The following is a 20,791-nucleotide window of genomic DNA, read 5'->3' on the forward strand; positions in this document are numbered from 1 at the left end:
TGCCGCGCATGGGCATCGGAATCACGCAGGAGCAGCGGGAGTTGGCCGAGGCGGTGCGCGGCTGGGTGGCGCGGACCGTGCCTCCCGAAGAGGTGCGCAAGCTGCTCGACTCCCCGCCGCGGACCGGGGTGCGGCCCGGCTACTGGGACGCTCTGGCGGAGTCGGGGCTCCTGGAGCCGCACCTGGAGGGCGGGACCCTGCTCGACCTGGCCGTCGTCGTCGAGGAGGCGGCCCGGGCCGCGCTGCCGGGCGCGTACCTGCCGAGCGCGCTGGCCTCCGTACTGCTGGACCGGGCCGGGGCCGAGCCCCTCGCCGGCCGGGTCGGGGCGGTCGCGCTGGGGCCGGGGACCCTGACCGCCGTGGCCACCGAGGGCGGCGGGCACCTGCTCGACGGGCTCGCGCCGCCCGTGCTCGGCGCGGGCGAGGCCGACCTCGTGCTGCTCGCCGCGGAGGCCGCGCACGGGACCCGCTGGTTCGCGGTGGACGCCGCAGCGCTGGACATCCGTACGCACGACAGCGCCGACCCGACCCGTCCCACCGCCGAGGTGCGGGCGCGCGGCGCGGCCGTGCCCGCCGGTCGGCTGCTGGAGCTCGACGCGGCCCTGGTCCGCGACCTCGCCTGCACGCTGTTCGCCGCCGACGCCTGCGGCACCGCCGCCCGGGCCCTGCACACGGCCGCCGAGTACGCCAAGGTGCGCGAGCAGTTCGGTCGGCCCATCGGGCGGTTCCAGGGCGTCAAGCACCTGTGCGCCGACATGCTCGTCCGGCTGGAACAGGCCCGGGCCCTGGCCTGGGACGCGGCTCAAGCCATGGACGAGCCCGCCGACGTGCGCTCGCTCGTCGCGGCCCTCGCCGCCGGGACGGCCCTGGACGCCGCGTACTCCTGCGCCAAGGACTGCATCCAGATCCTCGGCGGGATCGGCTTCACCTGGGAGCACGACGCCCACATCCACCTGCGGCGGGCGATCGTCGCCCGCCAGCTCCTCGGCCCCGGCGACGGGCACCGCGTACGGGCCGTGCGCTGCGCGGCCGGCGGGGCCCGGCGCGAGCTGCGCCTGGAGCTGCCGGCGCGGGCCGAGGCGCACCGCGCGAAGGCGCGCGCCGCCATCGAGGACGCGCGCGGACTCGACCCGGCCGCCGCACGGCGCATCCTGGCCCCCACCGGCTACGCGGCGCCCCACCTGCCGCCGCCCTACGGGCTGGGCGCCGGGCCGGTCGAGCAGCTCGTCGTCCAGCAGGAACTCGCCGCCGCCGGGGTGAAGGTCTCCGACCTCGGCATCGCCACCTGGATCGTGCCCTCCCTGCTGGCCTACGGGACGCAGGCGCAGCGCGACGCCTACGTACTCCCCACCCTGCGCGGGGAGATCACCTGGTGCCAGCTCTTCTCCGAGCCGGGCGCCGGATCCGACCTGGCCTCGCTGCGGACCCGGGCCGAGCGGCGGGAGGACGGCTCCTGGCTGGTCAACGGGCAGAAGGTGTGGACGAGTTCCGCGCACAGCGCCGACTTCGGGATCCTGCTGGCCCGCACGGACCCGGCGGCGCCCAAGCACAAGGGTCTCGGCTACTTCGTCGTCGACATGAAGCACACCCCCGGCATCGACATCCGGCCCCTGAAGGAGATCACCGGCGAGGCCCTCTTCAACGAGGTGTACCTCGACGACGTCGAACTCCCGGCGGACGCGCTGGTCGGCGCGGCCGACGAAGGCTGGAAGGTGGCCCGCAACACCCTCGGCAACGAACGGGTGCACATGGCCGACCAGATGACCTTCGACACCGGCCTGGAGGCCCTCCTCGCCCGGGCCGCCGACCTCGACGGCGCCCACCGGGCCCGGATCGGCGCGCTGGCCGCCGAGGCGCACGCCCTGGCCTGCATCGGGCTGCGCACCACGCTCCAGCAGGTGTCGGGGCTGGAGCCGGGCGCGGGCGCATCCGTGCGCAAGCTCGTCCAGACCCCGCACCAGCAGCGGATCGCCGAGCTCGCGCTCGAACTGCTCGGGCCGGCGGGCGCGGTGCGGGAGGGGGCGGGGGAGCGGGCGGTGCACGGGATGCTCATGTCCCGCTGCCTGACCATCGCCGGGGGCACCACGCAGGTCCAGCTCAACGTCGTCGCCGAGCGGATTCTCGGCCTCCCGAGGGACTGAAGGGACACCAGGGGCATGAAGTCGTACATCGTGGGCGTGGGCATGACCAAGTTCGAGAAGCCCGAGTCGCGGGACTGGCAGTACTGGGACATGGCGAAGGAGGCCGGGTCCGCGGCGCTCGCGGACGCGGGCGTGGACTACGGGCTGGTGCAGCAGGTGCCGGTGGGCTACTGCTTCCAGGCCTCCACGGCCGGCCAGCGCGCGGCGTACGAGCTGGGGCTCTCCGGGGTGCCGGTCTACAACGTCAACAACAACTGCGCGACGGGATCGACGGCGCTGATGATGGCGCGGCAGTTCGTGGAGGGCGGGCTGAGCGACTGCGTGCTGGCGCTGGGCTTCGAGAAGATGAAGCGCGGCGCGCTGGGGGGCGGGGCCGACGGCGGGGACTTCAAGACGTCCCCGGTGGCCCGGCACTACGGGATCATGGCGGCCGGGCACGGCTTCGAGATGTCCCCGCCCACGGCGCAGATCTTCGGCAACGCGGCGCGGGAGCACATGGAGCGCCACGGGACCACCCCCGCGCAGCTGGCGGCGGTCGGCGCGAAGAACCACCAGCACTCGGCGAACAACCCGAACGCGCAGTTCCAGGACGTCTACTCGGTGGAGGAGATCCTCGCGGCGAAGGAGATCCACGCACCGCTGACCAAACTCCAGTGCTCGCCGACCTCGGACGGCGCGGCGGCGGCCCTGGTGGTGTCGGAGCGGTTCCTCGTCGCGCACGGCCTGCACGGCAAGGCGGTGGAGATCGTCGGGCAGGCGATGGCGACGGACACGCAGGAGTCGTTCGCGTCGGGCTCCTGCATCGACGTCGTCGGCAAGCCGATGAGCGCGGCGGCGGCCCGGCAGGCGTACGAGGCGTCCGGGCTCGGCATCGAGGACGTGGACGTGGTGGAGCTGCACGATTGCTTCTCGATCAACGAGCTGCTGACGTACGAGGCGCTGGGCATGTGCGAGGACGGGGCCGCGGGCAAGCTGGTGGAGAGCGGGGCCACGACGTACGGGGGCCGGTGGGTGGTCAACCCCTCGGGCGGGCTCATCTCCAAGGGCCACCCGCTGGGTGCGACGGGGCTGGCGCAGGCGGCGGAACTGGTCTGGCAGCTGCGGGGCGAGGCGGGCGCCCGGCAGGTCGAGGGCGCCCGCGTCGGCCTCGCGCACAACATCGGCCTGGGCGGCGCGGCGGTCGTCACGCTACTGCGCCGGGGCTGAGCCGTGCGAGGGCCGTGCGTCCTGCTCCGGTGAGCGGGACGCACGGGGCCCGGAACCGGGCCGGGTGTTTCAGGTCAGGGCGTGGTGAGGGTCGGGTTCTTGACCACCTTCGCGCAGATCGCGTAGGCCTTCAGGGTTCCCGGGTTGCTCGGGTCGGAGTTCGTCGCGAACGCCCACCAGCGTTCCCCGCTGATCGGCGCACTGGACGTCAAGTGGTAGCGGTCTGCGTAGGAGTTGCCCGCGGTCACGATGGCGCCGCCACCCGTCCGGGTCTCGCCAGCGGGACACTCGGCCACCGCCGCCGCCCGACCCGGGTAGCCGCCGGCGGCCGGCGGAATGGTGACCTCCGCGCCCTCCACGACACGCACCACATCATCAGCCTGCGCCAGACCCGCACCCCCGAACACCATCACGACGGCTGCGGCGGCTACGAACGTCTTCTTCAGCACGGAGATCTGCTTTCACTCGAACCGGAAAGGGAGAGCGGGTCACGCACGCCCGTGCGGACCCGCCTCATCCACCCAATCCCAGCCCGTGCGCCCGTCCGAACTCCCACTCCATGACCGTCCGCATGTTCACCGCAGAAACGATTGTCGTTACCGCAAACAGTCCACGGGCGCGCGCCGGCGGACAGCCCGCCCGGGCGCATCGAGGACTGCCGGGTCAGAGCTTCTGGATGTCCTTGTGCACGACGTCCGAGCCGGGGTGGTCGGCTACCAGGCGCACCTTGAGGGGGTGTCCGACCGGGGCCTCGATGATGATGCCGGGGTACTCGCCCAGGCCGGTGCCGTTGCAGGAGGGCTCGGTGGTCAGGTTGGACCAGCCGTCCGGGTTGTGCGGGTTGTTCCACTGCACCCAGGCACAGTCGAGCTCGCCGCTGTGGATCGTCACCGCCTTGATCCTGGCCGCGTTCACCGCGCCGTCGACGCGCTCGTACAGCACCGTCCCGGTGTTGTGGTGGCGGCCCTTGCCGGCCTCCAGGTCGACTTGGAGGACCGGGTCGGCCGGGGTGTCGGCGGCGGCAGGAGCCGCGCCCGAGGCAAGAGTCGCGAGGACGAGCGCGGCGGCGGCGGGCAGGGCGGACAAGCGCATGACGGACCTCTCCACGAACCGGATGAAGGAGCCTCATCCTGGTCCAGTACGGGCGCGGGCGCTGCGGCGGAATCCGTCAATCTCCGGCCCGGAACGAACGGTCGGGTCCGTACCGGGCCGTACCGGGCCGGGGTCAGCGGGACGCCGGTTTCAGTTCGCACCGCCCGTCCGTGCACTCGCGGCGGAGTCGGCCCCGGGAGACGGTCTCGGCCAGGCCGATCGCCCAGCACATCGGGCAGCCGCGCAGCGCGACCACACCGACCGGTGCCAGGAGCAGGGTGGCCGGGCCGAAGACCGGGATGAGGGCGAAGGCCGCGATCAGGGAGCCGAAGCCCACCGCACCCCGCGCCAGGTGCCGCGGCACGGACGCGCTCGCGAAGCCGGAAGGGGAGGGGGCCGCGGTGTCAGTGGTGGGCACGGGTGTCTCCCAGGGTGTGCTGGAGCGCCGCGCGGGCGCGGTGGAGCCGCGACTTCATCGCGGCGGTGCTCAGGCCCAGGGCCTCGGCGGCGGTTCGCCCGCTGTGCCCCTGGACGTCCCGCATGATCAGCACATGCCGCTGGTCCGCCGGCAGCGCGGCGATGGCCTCCGCGACCCGCCCCGCCTCCAGCCGGCGCAGCACCTCGTCCTCGGCGGACATGACGGCCGTGTCCGGCAGCGGGGCCCGCTCCCTCGGCATCAGCCGGGCGCGGCGCAGGCACTCGTTGCGGACGATGCGGAACATCCACGACGCCAGCGCCCCGGACGCCCTGAGCATGCCGATCCTGCGGTACAGGATGATCAGCGCCTCCTGGGCCGCGTCCTCGGCGTCCTCGCGCGACGCGCACAGGGAGTGCGCGAAGCGGCGTACGTTCGGATGCGACCCGGCGACCAGCGCGGTGAGCGAATCGAGGTCACCGGCCTGCGCGGCGACGACCAGCGCCTCGCCCGGCCAGTCCGTACGGTCAGCCACGGGCCCGGCCCCGCTTGCGCAGGACGGCGACGGTGCACGCGCAGAGCAGGACGGCCGCGCCGGCGACGACGAGAACAGTGATCACGACAACCTCCAGGTCAGGTGCCGACCTCCGCGTCGGCAACATACACAAGAGGCACGGGCGCCCCGAAAGGATTCACCCCAGGGCCGGATCGACCACCGTCTCGCCCGTCGAGGCCCGGCGGATCGCGTCCGCGAGGTCCTCCACCCGGCCGTCCCGGACGATCAGGCCCGCCGCGCCGGCGGCGAGCGCGGCCTCCCGCAGACCGGGGCGCGCCGAGCCCGTCAGGAGCAGGATCCGGCACTCCGGATCGTCCTCCAGCAGGGCGGTCACCGCCGCGAGGTCGTCCACCAGGGCCACCTCGGGGCGGGCCGCCGCGTCCCGTACGACGTCGATGTCCGGCTGGAGTCCGAGCTGGAGGGCCAGGGCCGGATTCTGCGGCTCCAGGAGGACCCGCAGGGTGCGGGTCCGGCGGTGTTCCACGGGCATTTCTTCCACCGGGAAAGCCTATCTGACGGGGAGTCAAGAGTCTTCCCAAGTGCGGGGGCGTGCGTTATACATTCCCTCACCGGCCGAGCCTAGAACGCGTTCTAGAACCGGCCGCCCCGCAGACGACCTCGGTGCGGCCGACGGTGCGGACGGCCGCGCCGAGGTCTTCCAGGGCAGCGATTTTCCCGCCACACCGACGACAGGGAGCCGCATCCTCATGCCGATCGATGCCGCCAGGGCCCTCGCCGCAGACCCCCGCCAGGGGGACATCGGCTGGGACCACAAGGACATCCAGCTCTACCACCTCGGCCTCGGCGCGGGCCTGCCGGCCACCGACCCCGACGAGCTGCGCTACACCCTCGAATCCAAGCTGCACGTCCTGCCCAGCTTCGCGACCGTCGCCGGAGCCGGCATGGCCATGCTCGGCGGCCTCGGCCAGCCCGGCATCGAGGTCAACCTCGCCCACGTCCTGCACGGCGGCCACTCCATCGAGCTGCACCGGCCCATCCCCGTCAAGGGGCGGGCCACCTCCAGCTCCAAGGTCGCCGCCGTCTACGACAAGGGCAAGGCCGCCGTGATCGTGCTGCGCTCCGAGGTCGCCGACGCCGACGGGCCGCTGTGGACCAGCGACGCGCAGATCTTCGTACGGGGCGAGGGCGGCTTCGGCGGCGAGCGCGGCCCCTCCGCCAAGGAGGAGCTCCCCGGGCGCGAACCCGACCGGGTCGAGGAGCGGCACATCCGCGAGGACCAGGCCCTCCTCTACCGCCTCTCCGGCGACTGGAACCCCCTGCACGCCGACCCGGAGTTCGCCAAGATGGCCGGCTTCGACCAGCCGATCCTGCACGGCCTGTGCTCGTACGGGATGACCCTCAAGGCCGTCGTCGACACGGCCCTCGGCGGGGACGTCTCCCGCGTCCGTGCCTACCGCACGCGCTTCGCCGGGATCGTCTTCCCGGGCGAGACGCTGCGCATCCGGATGTGGCAGGAGCCCGGCCGCGTCCTGGCGTCGGTGACCGCCGTCGAACGGGACGACGCGCCGGTCCTCGCCGACACCGTCGTCGAACACTCGTAGCACCCACTAAGGAGCCGCACCGTGCGCGCAGCACTGCAGAGCGAGATCGGCCAGGACAAGCTGGAAGTCGTCGACGACATGGAGGCCGTGGGCTTCGGCCCCGGCAAGGTCCGGATCCGTGTCAAGGCCACCGGACTGTGCCACTCGGACCTCTCCGCGATGAGCGGCGTCCTGCCGCAGCCCGCCCCCTTCATCCCGGGCCACGAGGGATCCGGCGTGATCACCGACGTCGGCGACGGGGTCACCGGCCACAGGATCGGCGACCGCGTCCTGGTCTGCTGGCTGCCGCCGTGCGGCCACTGTCCCTCCTGCCGGCGCGGCCAGGGACACCTGTGCCTGGAGGCCTTCGGGAACGTCGCCACCCCCAACTTCAGGCGAGCGTCCAGCGACATCTTCGGCTTCGCGGGCACCGGCACCTTCTCCGAGGAGATGGTCGTCCCCGCCGCCTGCGCGATCCCGATCCCCGACGACCTCCCCTTCGACATCGCCGCACTGATCGGCTGCGGCGTCACCACGGGCCTCGGCGCGGCCATCAACACCGCGAAGGTGGAGGCGGGTTCCTCGGTGGCCGTCATCGGCTGCGGAGGCGTCGGCATCTCCGTCATCCAGGGCGCCAAGGTGCAGGGCGCGGCCCAGATCATCGCCGTCGACCCGGTCGCGTCCCGCCGCGAGGCGGCCCTGCGCTTCGGCGCCACCGAGGCGGTCTCCCCCGAGGAGTTCGCCGACGCCAAGAACCGGATCACCGGCGGCGAGGGCTTCGACTACGTCTTCGAGGTCGTCGGCAAGTCCGCGACCGCCCAGAAGGCCTACGAGATGACGCGGCGCGGCGGCTCCGTCGTCGTGGTCGGCGCCGGCGCCCTCGACGACAACTTCCAGATCAACATGTTCTCGCTGTTCTTCGACGAGAAGAAGATCCTGCCGTCGATGTACGGCGGCGGCGACGTGCTCCGCTCCTACGAGCGCACCATCGCCCTGTGGCGGGCCGGCCGCATCGACCTGTCGAACCTGATCACGCACCGGGTGAGCCTGGCCGAGGTCAACGACGCCCTCGACCAGATGCGCACCGGCGTCGCCCTGCGCACCTGCATCGAGCTCTGACCCGATCACCGACCCGTTCCGCAGATCCGATCTCCGAGGGGAACCGTACGGATGTCACTGCCACTTGAGGGACTCGCCGCCATCGTTACGGGGGCGGGCCGCGGGCTCGGCCGGGCCGAGGCGATCGAACTCGCACGGCTGGGTGCGAGCGTGGTCGTCAACGACTTCGGCCAGCCCGGCCGGGACGGCTCGGGGGAGGCCTCGGCCGCCCCCGCGCAGGAGGTGGCGCAGGAGATCCGCGCCGCGGGCGGGCAGGCCGTCGCCCACCTCGGCGACGTGGCCGACTTCGAGCAGGCGCGCGAGCTGGTCGCGCTGGCGGTGGACACGTACGGCAAGCTCGACGTCCTGGTCAACAACGCGGGCATCCTGCGCGACCGGATGATCTTCTCGATGTCGGAGGAGGAGTGGGACTCGGTGATCCGGGTCCACCTCAAGGGCCACTTCAACACCACCCACTTCGCGTCCGGCCACTGGCGCGAACGGTCCAAGGCGGCCGGCGGCCCGGTCTACGGCCGGATCGTCAACACCTCCTCCGAGGCCTTCCTCGGCGGCTCCGCCGGCCAGCCGAACTACGCCGCGGCCAAGGGCGGCATCGTGGGCCTGACGACCTCGACCGCCCTGGCCCTGGCCAAGTACGGGGTGACGGCCAACGCCATCTGCCCGCGCGCCCGCACCCGGATGACGGAGGACGTCTTCGCCGGCTTCGAGGTCCCCGAGGACGGCAGGCTGGACGCCCTCGCACCCGAGCACGTCGCCCCGCTCGTCGGCTACCTGGCCTCACCCGCCTCCGCCAAGGCCAACGGGCAGCTCTTCGTCGTGCACGGCGGCATCGTCGTCGTCATGGAACGCCCCAGGGTGGCCGCCAAGTTCGACACGGCCAAGGAGTCCTTCTCCTACGAGGAGCTCGACGGGGTCCTCACCCCGCACTACGACTCCCGCCCGGCGAACGAGACCTTCGCCGCGCCGGAGGTCCTCGGCCTCAAGCACGGCTGAGCCGCGGCCGGGCAGCCGCCGAACCGCTGCTCGGCCGCTGCCTCGAACCGCTGCCCGGCCGCTGCCCGACCGACCGCTACTGCCGCCCCGCCAGGGGGGCCTGCTGGAGGGGGACCGGGCGCGGCGACGGCGCGGGCGGCGGGTCCAGGTGGACCGGCGGGGGAGGGGGAGCAGGAAGGTTCATCCCGACGATCCCGCAGGGCACCTCCGCCGTCGTGCACGGCAGGTGCAGCCGGCCCTGCGGGCTCCACATCCCCGCACCGCCGAGCCACCCCGCCGGAGCGGCCAGCCGGAAGAGGTGCCGGTCGGCAGGGCGCCACAGGCCGATGTCCCCCTCCGGCAGCCACAACGCCACCCCGCAGGTCTCCGGCATCAGGGCCTGGCCCGGCTGCACCGCGAAGGGCAGCGCCTCCCCGAGCCGCAGGCACTCCGGGAAGCGGACCGGACGCGAGCTGCCCAGCACCCCCCAGCCCAGGCGCGGTTCGCCCGGGGCGTCGGAGCGGATCAGCAGCAGCCCGCTGTCCGGCTCGGCCAGCAGCAGCCGGTCATTGCTGTCCTCGGTGATCTGGAGCAGCGGGGAGACCTCCCCGCCGCGACCCAGGTCCACGGCGACGGCCTTGACGGTGCCGTCCAGCTCGCGGTCCAGCGCCAGCAGCCGGCCCGACCGGTCCAGCCACACACCGCCCGAGCAGCGCCCCGGGATCCGGGCCACCCGCTGCGGCCCGGACGCGCACCCGGCCACCTGCCACAGCGTGGTTTCGCCGTCCGACGCGGCCACCGCGAAGGCGGCCGAGCCGTCCGGGGCCGGCGGGAGCAGGTGGACCCGTACGCCCTCCTCCGCCTCCACTCCGCCCAGCTGGAGCTCCCCGGTGCGCGGCCCGGCCGCGGCGCCCGTCGGGTAGAGCAGGGCGAAGGCGTGGCGGTCCGCGACCCGCCGGTGGATCAGCACGCGCCCGTCGGCCAGCGGGAGGAGCTCGCTGTCGGCCTCCTCGGGCTGAGCGAGGGGCAGCGGCACCGCGTACGGCTCGGGGCCGGCGAGGGTCCAGCGTTCCGCGTAGCGCGCCTCGCCTTCCCCGGCGAGCCGGGCGGCGTACGACCCGTCCGCGGAGATCGTGAACGGGGCCGTGGTCGTCATCTCGATGGCACAGACAGTCATCCGGGCCGTCACCTCCGGTGAGGAAGCTAGTTTTCGGGATTCCCGCCGAACAACACGACCAAGGCGGCTTCACACGTAAGGGTGTCCGGGCGGCGATTCGTCTGTGATGGGCGGTGTAATTGTGCTGTGAGGCATCGAAAGGCAGGCCCGGCCGACCTCCGGCGGACGTTCCGAGGACGGCGGACGGGCAGCGGCCGGGCAGCGGCCGGGCGGCGGGCGGGCGGGTTCGCCGGTACCGGCGCTGACCGGGCCGGGCGCCACGGACGGTAGCCTTGGCCCGTGCCCCGTCTCTCTGAAGTCATCGCCGCGCTGGACGCTCTCTGGCCCCCCTCGCGGGCCGAGCAGTGGGACGCGGTCGGAACCGTATGCGGCGACCCCGACGCCGAGGTCGGCCGGGTCCTGTTCGCCGTGGACCCCGTCCAGGAGATCGCCGACGAAGCCGTGGACCTGGGTGCCGACCTGATCGTCACCCACCACCCCCTCTACCTGCGGGGTACCACCACGGTCGAGGCCGGCACCTTCAAGGGCCGCGTCGTCCACACGCTGATCAAGAACGACATCGCGCTGCACGTCGCGCACACCAACGCCGACACCGCCGACCCGGGCGTCTCCGACGCCCTCGCCGGCGCCCTGGACCTGCGGATCACCGGTCCGCTGGTGCCGGACCCGAGCGACCCGGACGGCCGCCGCGGCCTCGGCCGGATCTGCGAACTGGACCGCCCCGAGACCCTGCGCGAGTTCGCGGCCCGCTGCGCGGCCTGGCTGCCGCCGACCGCCCAGGGCATCCGCGTCGCCGGCGACCCGGACGCGATGATCCGGCGCGTCGCCGTCAGCGGCGGCTCCGGCGACAGCCTCTTCGCCGAGGTCCGCGCCTCCGGCGTGGACGCCTTCGTGACGGCCGACCTGCGCCACCACCCGGTGTCCGAGGCCCGCGAGCAGAGCCCGCTGGCCCTCGTCGACGCGGCCCACTGGGCCACCGAGTGGCCCTGGTGCGAGCAGGCCGCCGCACAGCTCGACGCGATCTCCGAGCGCCACGGCTGGGGTCTGCGCACCCACGTCTCGCGCACGGTCACCGACCCGTGGACGGTGCACGCGCCGTCCGTACCCTCCCCTTCTATCTCTGGAGCCCCCAACTGAACGCCGAGCCCGCCGACCAGATCCGACTTCTCGACGTCCAGGCACTGGACGTCCGGCTGTCTCAGCTCGCCCACAAGCGCAAGTCGCTGCCCGAGCACGCCGAGGTCGACACGCTCACCAAGGACCTGGCGCAGCAGCGCGACCTGCTGGTCGCCGCCCAGACGCAGGCGACCGACACGGCGCGCGAGCAGACCAAGGCGGAGCAGGACGTCGACCAGGTGCGCCAGCGCGCGGTCCGCGACCAGCAGCGGCTGGACTCCGGCGCGGGCATCTCGGCCCGGGACCTGGCGAACCTGCAGAGCGAGGTCGTCTCCCTCGCCAAGCGCCAGGGCGACCTGGAGGACGTGGTCCTGGAGGTCATGGAGCGCCTGGAGGCCGCGCAGGAGCGCGTCACCGAGCTGACCGGGCGCGTCTCCGCCCTGGAGGCCAAGGCCGCCGACGCCACCACCCGCCGTGACGCGGCCACCGCCGAGATCGACGCCGAGGTCGCCAAGGTCACCAAGGACCGCGAGGTGATCGTCACCTCCATGCCGGCCGACCTGATGGCCCTGTACGAGAAGATCCGCGTCAAGCAGGGCGGGGTCGGCGCCGCGCGCCTCTACCAGCGCCGCTGCGAGGGCTGCCGGCTGGAGCTCGACATGGCCGAGGTCAACGAGATCAAGGCCGCGGCCCGCGACCAGGTCGTCCGTCACGAGAACTGCGGCCGCATCCTGGTCCGTACGGCCGACTCGGGCATCTGATGCCGCGTTTTGTCGTCGAGGCGGACGGCGGGTCCCGGGGCAACCCGGGGCCGGCCGGCTACGGCGCCGTCGTCCTCGACCCGGCCTCGGGCGAGACGCTGGCCGAGCGCGCCGAGTTCATCGGCGTCGCGACGAACAACGTGGCGGAGTACAAGGGGCTGATCGCCGGCCTGGCGGCGGCCCGTGACCTCGCGCCGGACGCCGAGGTCCTGGTCCGGATGGACTCCAAGCTCGTCGTCGAGCAGATGTCGGGCCGCTGGAAGATCAAGCACCCGGACATGAAGCCGCTCGCGGCCGAGGCCGCGCGGATCCTGCCGCGCGCGCAGGTGACGTACGAGTGGATCCCGCGCGAGCGCAACAAGCACGCGGACCGGCTCGCCAACGAGGCGATGGACGCGGGCAAGCGCGGCGAGCAGTGGGAGCCGTCGGCCTCCTCGGCCGCCCTCGACGCGTCCGCGGCCCGGGCGCTGTCCACCTCGCCGCCGTCGGGCCCGCCCGGGGACGCCGCCGCGGGTGCCGCGGCCGCGCGCGCCGCCCTGGCCGCGTCCCGCGGCGCGGCCGCCACCGGCGCACCGGTCGCGTCGGAGGTACCGGTGCCGGCACCGGCGCCCGACCCGGCCACCCCCGCGGCGGTACAGGGCCAGGGCTGGGGCCCCGACATGGGCGCGCCGGCCACCTTCGTGCTGCTGCGCCACGGCGAGACCGCGCTCACCCCGCAGAAGCGGTTCTCCGGAAGCGGGGGGAGCGACCCCGAACTGTCCCCGGCCGGTCGGCGCCAGGCGGCGGCCGTCGCCGAGGCGCTCGCCGCCCGCGGCACCGTCCAGACGGTCATCAGCTCCCCGCTGCTGCGCTGCCGCGAGACCGCGCGGGCCGTCGCCGACCGTCTCGGCCTCGACGTGACCGTCGAACAGGGCCTGCGCGAGGTGGACTTCGGTGCCTGGGAGGGCCTGACCTTCGCCGAGGTGCGGGAGCGGTTCCCGGAGGACCTGCAGGCCTGGCTGGACTCCCCGAAGGCCGCCCCCACCGGCGGCGGGGAGAGCTTCGCGGCCGCCACCCGGCGGATCTCGGCGACCCGCGACCGGCTGCTGGCCGAGCACGCGGGCCGCACCGTCCTGCTGGTCACCCACGTGACGCCGGTCAAGATCCTGGTCCGCCTCGCCCTGGGGGCCCCGCCGGAGTCCCTGTTCCGGATGGAGCTCTCGGCCGCCTCCCTCTCGGCGGTGGCCTACTACGCGGACGGCAACGCGTCGGTCCGCCTCCTGAACGACACCGGGCACCTGCGGTAGGCCCGGCCGAAAGACCCCGCCCCGCCGATCCCTTGGCAGGGGGCCGAGCCGTTCCCCTCGCCGGGGCCGAGCCGTTCCCCTGGCCGGGGCCGAGCCGTTCCCCTGGCCGGGGCCGAGCCGTTCCCCTCGCCGGGGCCGAGCAGTGTCCGGGCCGGTCCGTGGCATCGCAGTGCGGGCGAAAACCCACCCCCGTGCGGGTGGGTCGCGGGGCCGCCGAGGGGTATCTCCTCGGCTCGGCGCGTGCGGCCACTTCTCGGCTGTACCCGGTGGTCGCGCCTCGTCCTGCGGGGACACCCCTCACCGTCCCCGCTCCAGCCGTACGGGCCCGGTTCCGGGAGCGCCGGAGCAGTGGTGTGGGGTGGGGACACGGCGGAGTGTCCCCGCAGGACGAGCGCGCGACCACGGCCGCCTGGCCGCGAGGTACCCGCACGCGCCGAGCCGAGGAGACACTCCGCCGGGGCACCGCCCCACCCGACCCATCCCGCCCCGCGGAAACCCCGGCCGCCCCCGGCGGGAGCCGGCCCGCTAGTCGTCGCTGCTGTCGCTGTTCCAGCTGCTGCTGCCGCCGGCGGAACGGCGGCCGCTCTTCTGCGCGCCGCGTACGAGCGAGGCGATGCCCACCGTCACGCTCGCCACGATGCGGACCCAGCGGGGTCCGCCGCGTTCCGCCCACACCACGCACGCGGCACCGCCGACGGCGGCGGCCACGAGCAGCAGGAGTATGACGCTCATGTCCGCCCACCTCATGTCTCTGCCGGGGCACCGATGCTACGCAAAAGCCCCCGGACCGGGGAGAGGGGACCGCTACCCCCGAACGGGAGTGGAAGCGGCAGACGAGTCGGCCTGTACGCCGGGTTCTGTCACCCGGTGACCTCGCGGTCGCCGGGGAGACGGCCATCCATCTAGGACCGGCGTTGCCGCCGGCCTCGTGCGGTCTACCCGCGAACTCGGGCGGGCAGCCCTCAAGCGTTCGCGCAGACCCGTCCGGGGACGGATCCTCTTGACCTTGCTCCGGGTGGGGTTTACCTAGCCGCCTGGGTCACCCCAGGCGCTGGTGGTCTCTTACACCACCGTTTCACCCTTACCGGGGGCCGAAGCCCCCGGCGGTCTGTTTTCTGTGGCACTGTCCCGCGGGTCACCCCGGGTGGGCGTTACCCACCACCCTGCCCTGTGGAGCCCGGACGTTCCTCGGCGGGATCCGGAGATCCCGACGCGGCCGCCCGGCCGACTCGTCTGCCGTGGCGACCATGCTACCGGCTGTGCCGCCGCCCCTTGACCTTGCCGCAACGGCAGGGTTTCTACTGGGGGCATGCGGATCGGAGAGATCGCCGCGGTCGTCGGGGTCACCACCCGGGCGATCCGGCACTACCACCATGTCGGGCTGCTCCCGGAGCCGGAGCGGCGCCCCAACGGATACCGGGCCTACACCGTCCGGGACGCCGTCCTGCTGGCCCGCGTACGGCGGCTCACCGAGCTGGGGCTCAGCCTCGACGAGGTGCGCGACGTCCTCGCGGACGACGCCGGGCGCGACCTGGCCGACGTACTGGAGGAGCTCGACGCCGACCTCGCCCGGCAGGAGGCCGAGATCAAGGAACGGCGGCGACGGCTCGCGGTGCTGCTGGCGGCGGAACCGGGGGAGGGCGAGCCGATCTCGCCCGCGCTCGCCGAACTCCTGGCGAAGGCGCCGCGCACCACCTCGCCGACCGCGGCGAAGGACCGCGAGCACCTGACGCTCCTCGACGCCACGGGCGCCGGCGGCGAGGAGGTCTACGCCGCACTCGGGCCGCTGGCCGCCGACCCGGCGGTGCTGGCCCTGTACGAGCGGCTGGACGAACTCGCCGACGCCCCCGCCGACGATCCGCGGATCCCGGGCCTGGCGGCCGAGCTGGTGGCGGCGGTCCCCGACGAGGTGTTCGCCGCGATCCCCCGGGACGGTGCGGTCGTGACCGGGTTCAAGGAGGCGCTGCTCGCCGAGTACGCGCCCGCACAGGCGGAGGTCGTCCGCCTGGTCATGGAGGCCTTCATCGAGAGGGGGCGGGGATGACCCGCGGTGTACGGGCGGCACGGATCGCGGTGGCCGCGGTCCTGCCGGCGGAGCTGGCGCTCGTGGTGTGCGCGGCGGCCGGGGTACGGCTGCCCGCGCCGGCCCTGGCCGCCGCCGAGGCCGCAGTGTTGGCGGTGTTCCTGCTGGAGGCGTGGGTGCTGCACCGGCTGTACGCCGCCGCCCGCGCGGCCGGCGAGGAACCCCGGGCCGCCCTGCGGACGGCGGTCCGCGCCGTGGTCCCGGTCCGGGTCCGGCGGCTGCTGCGGCACGAACTGCTCGCCGGCGCCTCCCTCGGCCGGTGGGTGCTGCGCCGCAAGCACGGGGTGCGCCCCGGGGACCTGGCCGCCGCGTACACCGGACCGCAGACGGCGATGATGTACGGACTGGTCTTCGTGTCGGTGGTCGAGACCGTCGTTCTGGCCCTCCTCATCCCCTGGCCGGCCGTCCACCGCGTGCTGCTCGTGCTCGACGTGTACGGGGTCCTGCTGGTGATCGCCCTGCACGCGGCCTGCGTCACCCGGCCGCACGTGGTCGGCGCCGACGGCACCCTGCGGATCCGCTACGGCGCCCTCTTCGACCTCGCCGTCCCGCCGGACGCGGTGGCCTCGGTACGGGTGGAGCGCCGCTATCCCGAAGGCCGGCTGGTCACGCTCTCCGAGGACGGGGTGCTCGACCTCATCGTCGGCAGCCAGACCACGGTGACGCTGGAGCTGAACCGCCCGCTCACCTTCATCCGCCCGCTCGGCGCCCGCGCGTCGGCCCGCACCGTCCGCTTCCACGCCGACGACCCCCGCGCCCTGGTCTCGGCCCTGCGCCGGCCGGCGCAGGCGTAGCCGGCGGGGCCAGGGCGGGGCGCGCGGGCGTCTACCCTGGCCGGGGGGCCGCATCCCCTGCGCCGTGTCGTACTGAAGGAGAACCACCGTGCTCGTGCTGCTGCCGCCCTCCGAGGGAAAGGCCGCCGGGGGCTCCGGCGCACCGCTGGAGCCGCAGGAGCTGTCGCTGCCCGGCCTGGCGCAGGCCCGGGCGGCGGTGCTGGAGGAACTGCTCGACCTTTGCACGGGCGACGAGCTGAAGGCCCGTGAGGTGCTGGGCCTGAGCGAGGGGCTGCGGGGCGAGGTCGCGAAGAACGCGGAGCTGCGCTCGGCGCCGGCCCGCCCGGCGGGGGAGATCTACACCGGCGTGCTCTACGACGCGCTGGGCCTGGCCGGCCTGCCCGCGCCGGCGCGGGCGACCGCCGAGGAGGCGCTGCTCGTCTTCTCGGGGCTGTGGGGCGCGGTGCGCGTCACCGACCGCATCCCCTCGTACCGCTGCTCGATGGGCGTGAAGCTGCCGGGGCTGGGGGCGCTCGGCGCGTACTGGCGCGCCCCGATGGCCGAGGTGATGCCGGCGGCCGCCGGGGACGGGCTGGTACTGGACCTTCGTTCGGCGGCGTACGCGACGGCGTGGAAGCCCAAGGGCGAGGTCGCGGGCCGGACCGCGACCGTGCGGGTGCTGCACGCGCAGATGGTCGACGGCGTGGAGAAGCGCTCCGTGGTGAGCCACTTCAACAAGGCGACGAAGGGCCGGCTGGTCCGGGACCTGCTGGTGGCCGGCGCCGTGCCCGGCTCGCCCGCGGAACTGGTGACGGCGCTGCGGGACCTGGGCTACGTCGTCGAGGCCGAGGCCCCCGCGAAGGCGGGCCGGGCCTGGTCCCTCGACGTGGTCGTGACGCAGATCCACCACTGAGGCGCCGTGTCGTCGCCGGGGGCGCCGCCCCCGGCCCCCCCGCGTCCCCGTCTCAGCGGCCGAGCGGCCAGGCCACCGTCGCCGGGGTGCGGTCGGAGGTGTCGGCGTACGCGGCGCAGGCGTCCGTCAGGGTTTCCAGGAGGGTGAGCGGGTCCGGGAGGGGGTGCTCCATGCCGCGGATCCAGGTGACCGCCAGCTCACCCGGGAGGGCCGCCGGCGGGACCAGGACGTAGCTGCCGCGGCAGTGCCAGCGCAGGCCCGGGTGTTCGTCCATGGTCTCGGGGTGGCAGTCCAGCGCGCACGGCCACCACTCGTCCTCGTCCTCGGGGGTGCCGCGGGTGGCGGTGAAGAAGAGCATCCGGGCCTGGTCGCCGGTGCCGCCCGATTCGGCGACGGGGCCGACCTTGATGCCGGCTTCGAGGAGCCGCGCGAGGGCGGCGGCGCCGGCTTCCAACGGGACGTCGAGTACGTCGTGGACCATGCCGGTCGCGGTGATGAAGTTGGCCTGGGGCTGGTTGCGCGCCCACCGTTCGATCTGTGCGCGGTCGGTGGTCGACTGGGTCTGCCAGGCGAAGGAGACGGGATGTCGGGCCGGAGTCGGACAGCCGATGCGGTCGCACGAACATCGGTAGCCGGCGGGATGGGCGGCGGGGGCGAGGGGGAGACCGGCGGCCGCGACGGCCAGGAGGAGCGCCTCGCGCTCGCCCGCGGGGTCCTCGGCGGTGGGTTTCTGCCGCCGGCGCAGCCACTGGGAAATCCTGCTCTGCTCGCCGCGTTTGACGCGGCCGGACTCAGACCCCATCTATCCCCTCACCTCACCGTTGCCCCGGCAGACCTTCACATGGTCCCACCATCCTGCGCCCCGGGTGACCGCTCTGTGAGACCGGGGGGCCGGGGATGGGTGACCGTCAACCCCTACATACCCACCGAATCAGGGCAAACATTCCCGGGTGAACGCAGGTTGTCGGGCGGCTAGCGGGCGGTGACGTTTGCCACCCCGCCGAGCACCCTGTCCACGAGTGCGTCGGTGTACGCGTGCGTGAGCGGCGCGGTGCGCAGCAGCCAGCGGTACGTCAGCGGCCCGAGCAGCATCTCGACCGTCAGCCGCAGGTCCGTGTCGGGTGCGAGCTGGCCGGCCTCGCGGGCCGTGCGCAACCGGGCCTCGTACAGGGCGAGCTGCGGCTCCAGCAGCTGCTCGGTGAACCGGGCGCCGAGCTCGGGGTCGGTGGCGCCGGCCGCGGTCAGGGCGCGGGCGGGGGCCTCGTACTTCTCGTCGTTGAACTCGTCGACCGTCGCCCGCAGGACGTACTTCAGGTCGGCGGCGAGGTCCCCGGTGTCGGGGAAGCCGGCCCATTCGGCGCCGGCCTCCGCGTCCCCGGCCAGGGCGAGGGAGGCTTCCAGGAGGACGGCGGCCTTCGAGGGCCACCAGCGGTAGATGGTCTGCTTGCCGACTCCGGCGCGGGCGGCGATGGCCTCGATGGTCAGCTTGTTGTAGCCGACCTCCCCGACCAGGGTGAGCGCGGCGTCGAGGATGGCGCGCCGGGAGCGGTCGCTGCGGCGGGTGGCGTCAGGGGTCTTGGTCATGCCCAGAAGCTATCAAAGCGAGACGTCTCGTCTCCTCGTCTCTTCGTCCCTCAACGGTTCGGTAAACCACCCCATCGGTCCACTGCGTCGTCCCGGTCCAGGAGAGACGATTCTTTCCAGCACTCGTCCCGAGTCGTGAAAGTCGTGAGGAGCCTTCTTTGCGCAGAGACGCCACACCCCGGCGCTATCTGATGTGCCCACCCGCACACTTCAAGGTCACGTACTCCATCAATCCGTGGATGGATCCCACGAAACCGGTGGACCTGCCCCTCGCCCAGACCCAGTGGGAGGACCTCAGGGACCGGTACGTGTCCCTGGGCCACACCGTCGAGACCCTGGTACCGGACCCCGAGCTGCCCGACATGGTGTTCGCGGCGAACGGGGCCCTGGTGGTCGACGGCCGGGTCCTCGGGGCCCGCTTCGCCCATCCGGAACGCGCCGCCGAGGCCGAACGGCACCTCGACTGGTTCCGTGAGCACGGCTACCAGGACGTCCACGAGCCCGCCCACGTCAACGAGGGCGAGGGCGACTTCGCCGTGACGGCGAGCTTCATCCTCGCCGGGCGCGGCTTCCGCTCCAGCCCGCTCTCGCACGACGAGGCCCAGGAGTTCTTCGGCCGGCCCGTGATCGGGCTCGACCTGGTGGACCCGCGCTACTACCACCTGGACACCGCGCTCAGCGTCCTCGACGGCGACGAGGTCATGTACTACCCGGAGGCCTTCTCGCCCGGCAGCCGCGGGGTGCTCCGGCGGCTCTTCCCCGACGCGCTGATCGCCGACGGGCGGGACGCGGCGGCCCTCGGCCTCAACGCGGTGTCCGACGGCCGGCACGTGCTGCTCCCGCAGGCGGCGACCGGGCTGTTCGGCCCGCTGCGCGACCGGGGGTTCGAACCGGTCCCGATGGACCTCGGGGAACTGCTCAAGGGCGGCGGCAGCGTGAAGTGCTGCACCCAGGAGCTGCGCCCGTAGGGCCCGGCACGACCCGGTCGCTCCGGTCGCTCCGGTCGCTCCGGTCCGACCGGTCCGCCCGGTGCGTCTAGTCCTCGGAGGGCGGCGGCCAGGCCTGGCCCCAGTCGGCGTCCCGCGCGGCCTTGTAGAGGTCGCCGTGGCGCTTGGTCACGTTGACCTTGGTCAGGCCCGCGCCGTCGCCCTCCCGGGGGCCGCACAGCTCCAGCAGGACGAGCCCCTTGCGGATCTGCGGCCTGCGCGTGATCCGCGAGGCGGCCGGCTCGACGGGGAAGCGGGTCGCGGCGACGTAGCTGAACTTCTCGTCCTCGTACGGGAGCGAGCCGCCCTTGACCTGCCGGTGCAGGGAGGAGCGGCTGACCCGCGCCGAGAAGTGGCACCAGTCCTTGCCGACCTCGATGGGGCAGGTGCCGTCGTGCGGGCACGGGGCGGCGACCTGCAGCCCGGCCGCGATCAGCTGGTCGCGGGCCTCGCGGATGCGCAGGTACCCCTCCGGCGTGCCCGGCTCGATCAGCACCACCGCCCGGCCGGCCCGGGCCGCCTCGGCGACGACGGCCGTGCGGGCCTGCTCGGTCAGTTCGCCGAGCACGTAGGAGACGGTCACCAGGTCGGCGTCGGGGATCGCCAGCCCGGCGCCGATGACGGCCCGCCGCCACTCGGCGGCGCGCAGCACCGGCGAGCCGGAGGCCGCCGCCAGTTCCCGGCCGAGGGCCAGTGCGGGCTCGGCCCAGTCCAGCACGGTGGTCGGCCGCGGGCCGTCCCAGGTGGCGTCCACGGCCCAGGTCGCGGCCCCGGTGCCGCCGCCCACGTCCACGTGCGAGGCGGGCGCCCAGTCGGGCGCCGCGTCGGCCAGGGCGTCCAGGGCGGACCGGACGGCCTCGAAGGTCGCGGGCATGCGGTAGGCCGCGTACGCGGCGACGTCCGAGCGGTCGCGCAGTACGGGCGCGTCGGTGGGGGTCCGCCCCCGGTAGTTGGCGATGAGCCGTTCGACGGCGGCCGTGGCCTGCTTGGGCGGGAGGCCGTCGAGCAGCCCGCCGAGCGTGCTGCGGAGGGTCTCGGCGGTGGTGGGGGCGGAGAGGTTCACCTGCCGA

21 protein-coding genes, 1 other RNA gene and 1 pseudogene are annotated in these 20,791 nt (G+C 73.9%); 12 read left to right on the top strand and 11 right to left on the bottom strand.

What is annotated here, in order from left to right; translation table 11 throughout:
* Nucleotides 1-8: 8 nt before the first annotated feature.
* Both AB0O53_RS35875 and AB0O53_RS35880 read left to right on the top strand, forming a co-directional pair.
* Complete coding sequence (locus tag AB0O53_RS35875; RefSeq protein WP_365201261.1) at nucleotides 9-2,141, top strand: acyl-CoA dehydrogenase family protein; 2,133 nt, start codon at nucleotides 9-11, stop codon at nucleotides 2,139-2,141.
* Nucleotides 2,142-2,156: 15 nt separating this feature from the next.
* On the top strand, nucleotides 2,157-3,347 hold the full coding sequence (locus tag AB0O53_RS35880; protein ID WP_351000423.1) for a lipid-transfer protein: 1,191 nt from the start codon (nucleotides 2,157-2,159) through the stop codon (nucleotides 3,345-3,347).
* A 74-nt stretch (nucleotides 3,348-3,421) separates the two neighbouring features.
* On the opposite strand, the gene AB0O53_RS35885 is transcribed toward AB0O53_RS35880, so the two are convergent.
* From AB0O53_RS35885 to AB0O53_RS35905, 5 genes are all read right to left on the bottom strand, one after another.
* Complete coding sequence (locus AB0O53_RS35885; protein WP_351000425.1) at nucleotides 3,422-3,796, bottom strand: hypothetical protein; 375 nt, start codon at nucleotides 3,794-3,796, stop codon at nucleotides 3,422-3,424.
* 214 nt (nucleotides 3,797-4,010) lie between these two features.
* Entirely contained in the window at nucleotides 4,011-4,439 is a 429-nt protein-coding gene (locus AB0O53_RS35890; protein ID WP_351000428.1) for a hypothetical protein, read from the bottom strand.
* A 133-nt stretch (nucleotides 4,440-4,572) separates the two neighbouring features.
* Nucleotides 4,573-4,857 (bottom strand): hypothetical protein, encoded by a 285-nt coding sequence (locus AB0O53_RS35895; RefSeq protein ID WP_351000431.1) that lies wholly within the window; start codon nucleotides 4,855-4,857, stop codon nucleotides 4,573-4,575.
* Nucleotides 4,844-5,389 (bottom strand): RNA polymerase sigma factor, encoded by a 546-nt coding sequence (locus tag AB0O53_RS35900; RefSeq protein ID WP_351000433.1) that lies wholly within the window; start codon nucleotides 5,387-5,389, stop codon nucleotides 4,844-4,846. Before AB0O53_RS35900 ends, AB0O53_RS35895 begins: the two co-directional genes overlap by 14 nt.
* A gap of 157 nt (nucleotides 5,390-5,546) precedes the next feature.
* Nucleotides 5,547-5,900 carry a response regulator gene (locus AB0O53_RS35905; RefSeq protein ID WP_351000479.1) on the bottom strand — a complete coding sequence of 118 codons (354 nt, stop codon included), beginning with the start codon at nucleotides 5,898-5,900 and terminating at the stop codon, nucleotides 5,547-5,549.
* 217 nt (nucleotides 5,901-6,117) lie between these two features.
* On the opposite strand from AB0O53_RS35905, the gene AB0O53_RS35910 reads away from it, so the two are divergent.
* Genes AB0O53_RS35910 through AB0O53_RS35920 form a run of 3 tightly spaced genes read left to right on the top strand, consistent with a single transcriptional unit; the run spans nucleotide 6,118 to nucleotide 9,063 of the window.
* Nucleotides 6,118-6,972: a MaoC/PaaZ C-terminal domain-containing protein gene (locus AB0O53_RS35910; protein WP_351000436.1), complete on the top strand. Its 855-nt coding sequence runs from the start codon at nucleotides 6,118-6,120 to the stop codon at nucleotides 6,970-6,972.
* A gap of 21 nt (nucleotides 6,973-6,993) precedes the next feature.
* Nucleotides 6,994-8,070: a Zn-dependent alcohol dehydrogenase gene (locus tag AB0O53_RS35915; RefSeq protein ID WP_351000438.1), complete on the top strand. Its 1,077-nt coding sequence runs from the start codon at nucleotides 6,994-6,996 to the stop codon at nucleotides 8,068-8,070.
* Nucleotides 8,071-8,121: 51 nt separating this feature from the next.
* Nucleotides 8,122-9,063, top strand: a complete 942-nt coding sequence (locus AB0O53_RS35920; protein WP_365201268.1) for a 3-oxoacyl-ACP reductase — start codon at nucleotides 8,122-8,124, stop codon at nucleotides 9,061-9,063.
* A gap of 76 nt (nucleotides 9,064-9,139) precedes the next feature.
* On the opposite strand, the gene AB0O53_RS35925 is transcribed toward AB0O53_RS35920, so the two are convergent.
* The gene (locus AB0O53_RS35925) at nucleotides 9,140-10,219 is read right to left on the bottom strand and encodes a hypothetical protein (RefSeq protein ID WP_351000443.1); all 1,080 of its coding nucleotides are present in this window, start codon (nucleotides 10,217-10,219) and stop codon (nucleotides 9,140-9,142) included.
* A 279-nt stretch (nucleotides 10,220-10,498) separates the two neighbouring features.
* Between AB0O53_RS35925 and AB0O53_RS35930 the strand changes: the two genes are divergently transcribed.
* The 3 genes from AB0O53_RS35930 to AB0O53_RS35940 are packed head-to-tail and all read left to right on the top strand — an operon-like array spanning nucleotide 10,499 to nucleotide 13,382.
* Nucleotides 10,499-11,356, top strand: coding sequence for a Nif3-like dinuclear metal center hexameric protein (locus AB0O53_RS35930; protein WP_351000446.1), 858 nt, complete (start codon nucleotides 10,499-10,501; stop codon nucleotides 11,354-11,356).
* Complete coding sequence (locus AB0O53_RS35935) at nucleotides 11,353-12,096, top strand: zinc ribbon domain-containing protein (RefSeq protein ID WP_351000482.1); 744 nt, start codon at nucleotides 11,353-11,355, stop codon at nucleotides 12,094-12,096. The genes AB0O53_RS35930 and AB0O53_RS35935 overlap by 4 nt, the downstream gene beginning before the upstream one ends.
* Nucleotides 12,096-13,382, top strand: coding sequence for a bifunctional RNase H/acid phosphatase (locus tag AB0O53_RS35940; protein WP_351000448.1), 1,287 nt, complete (start codon nucleotides 12,096-12,098; stop codon nucleotides 13,380-13,382). Before AB0O53_RS35935 ends, AB0O53_RS35940 begins: the two co-directional genes overlap by 1 nt.
* A 525-nt stretch (nucleotides 13,383-13,907) precedes the next feature.
* Here the strand turns inward: AB0O53_RS35940 and AB0O53_RS35945 are convergent.
* Entirely contained in the window at nucleotides 13,908-14,114 is a 207-nt protein-coding gene (locus tag AB0O53_RS35945; protein ID WP_365201272.1) for a hypothetical protein, read from the bottom strand.
* A gap of 98 nt (nucleotides 14,115-14,212) precedes the next feature.
* Nucleotides 14,213-14,614, bottom strand: an RNA gene (gene rnpB / locus AB0O53_RS35950) — RNase P RNA component class A.
* Between the two features lie 77 nt (nucleotides 14,615-14,691).
* Between rnpB and AB0O53_RS35955 the strand changes: the two genes are divergently transcribed.
* From AB0O53_RS35955 to yaaA, 3 genes are all read left to right on the top strand, one after another.
* Nucleotides 14,692-15,426, top strand: a complete 735-nt coding sequence (locus AB0O53_RS35955; protein ID WP_365201274.1) for a MerR family transcriptional regulator — start codon at nucleotides 14,692-14,694, stop codon at nucleotides 15,424-15,426.
* The gene (locus AB0O53_RS35960; protein WP_351001771.1) at nucleotides 15,423-16,259 is read left to right on the top strand and encodes a hypothetical protein; all 837 of its coding nucleotides are present in this window, start codon (nucleotides 15,423-15,425) and stop codon (nucleotides 16,257-16,259) included. The genes AB0O53_RS35955 and AB0O53_RS35960 overlap by 4 nt, the downstream gene beginning before the upstream one ends.
* Nucleotides 16,260-16,347: 88 nt before the next feature.
* Complete coding sequence (gene yaaA, locus AB0O53_RS35965) at nucleotides 16,348-17,151, top strand: peroxide stress protein YaaA (protein ID WP_351001773.1); 804 nt, start codon at nucleotides 16,348-16,350, stop codon at nucleotides 17,149-17,151.
* A 52-nt stretch (nucleotides 17,152-17,203) separates the two neighbouring features.
* Here the strand turns inward: yaaA and AB0O53_RS35970 are convergent, their stop codons facing one another.
* On the bottom strand, nucleotides 17,204-17,953 hold the full coding sequence (locus AB0O53_RS35970; RefSeq protein WP_351001775.1) for a bifunctional DNA primase/polymerase: 750 nt from the start codon (nucleotides 17,951-17,953) through the stop codon (nucleotides 17,204-17,206).
* A gap of 170 nt (nucleotides 17,954-18,123) precedes the next feature.
* Nucleotides 18,124-18,741 (bottom strand): TetR/AcrR family transcriptional regulator, encoded by a 618-nt coding sequence (locus AB0O53_RS35975; protein WP_351001801.1) that lies wholly within the window; start codon nucleotides 18,739-18,741, stop codon nucleotides 18,124-18,126.
* A 134-nt stretch (nucleotides 18,742-18,875) separates the two neighbouring features.
* Here AB0O53_RS35975 and ddaH point away from each other — a divergent pair.
* Nucleotides 18,876-19,703 (top strand): annotated as a pseudogene (gene ddaH, locus AB0O53_RS35980) (dimethylargininase); the annotation flags it as partial.
* Nucleotides 19,704-19,770: 67 nt separating this feature from the next.
* On the opposite strand, the gene AB0O53_RS35985 reads toward ddaH, so the two are convergent.
* Nucleotides 19,771-20,784 carry a small ribosomal subunit Rsm22 family protein gene (locus tag AB0O53_RS35985; protein ID WP_351001777.1) on the bottom strand — a complete coding sequence of 338 codons (1,014 nt, stop codon included), beginning with the start codon at nucleotides 20,782-20,784 and terminating at the stop codon, nucleotides 19,771-19,773.
* Nucleotides 20,785-20,791: the final 7 nt, after the last annotated feature.

Origin of the sequence: Streptomyces erythrochromogenes, from assembly GCF_040684695.1 — a bacterium.
Taxonomy (GTDB): domain Bacteria; phylum Actinomycetota; class Actinomycetes; order Streptomycetales; family Streptomycetaceae; genus Streptomyces; species Streptomyces erythrochromogenes_C.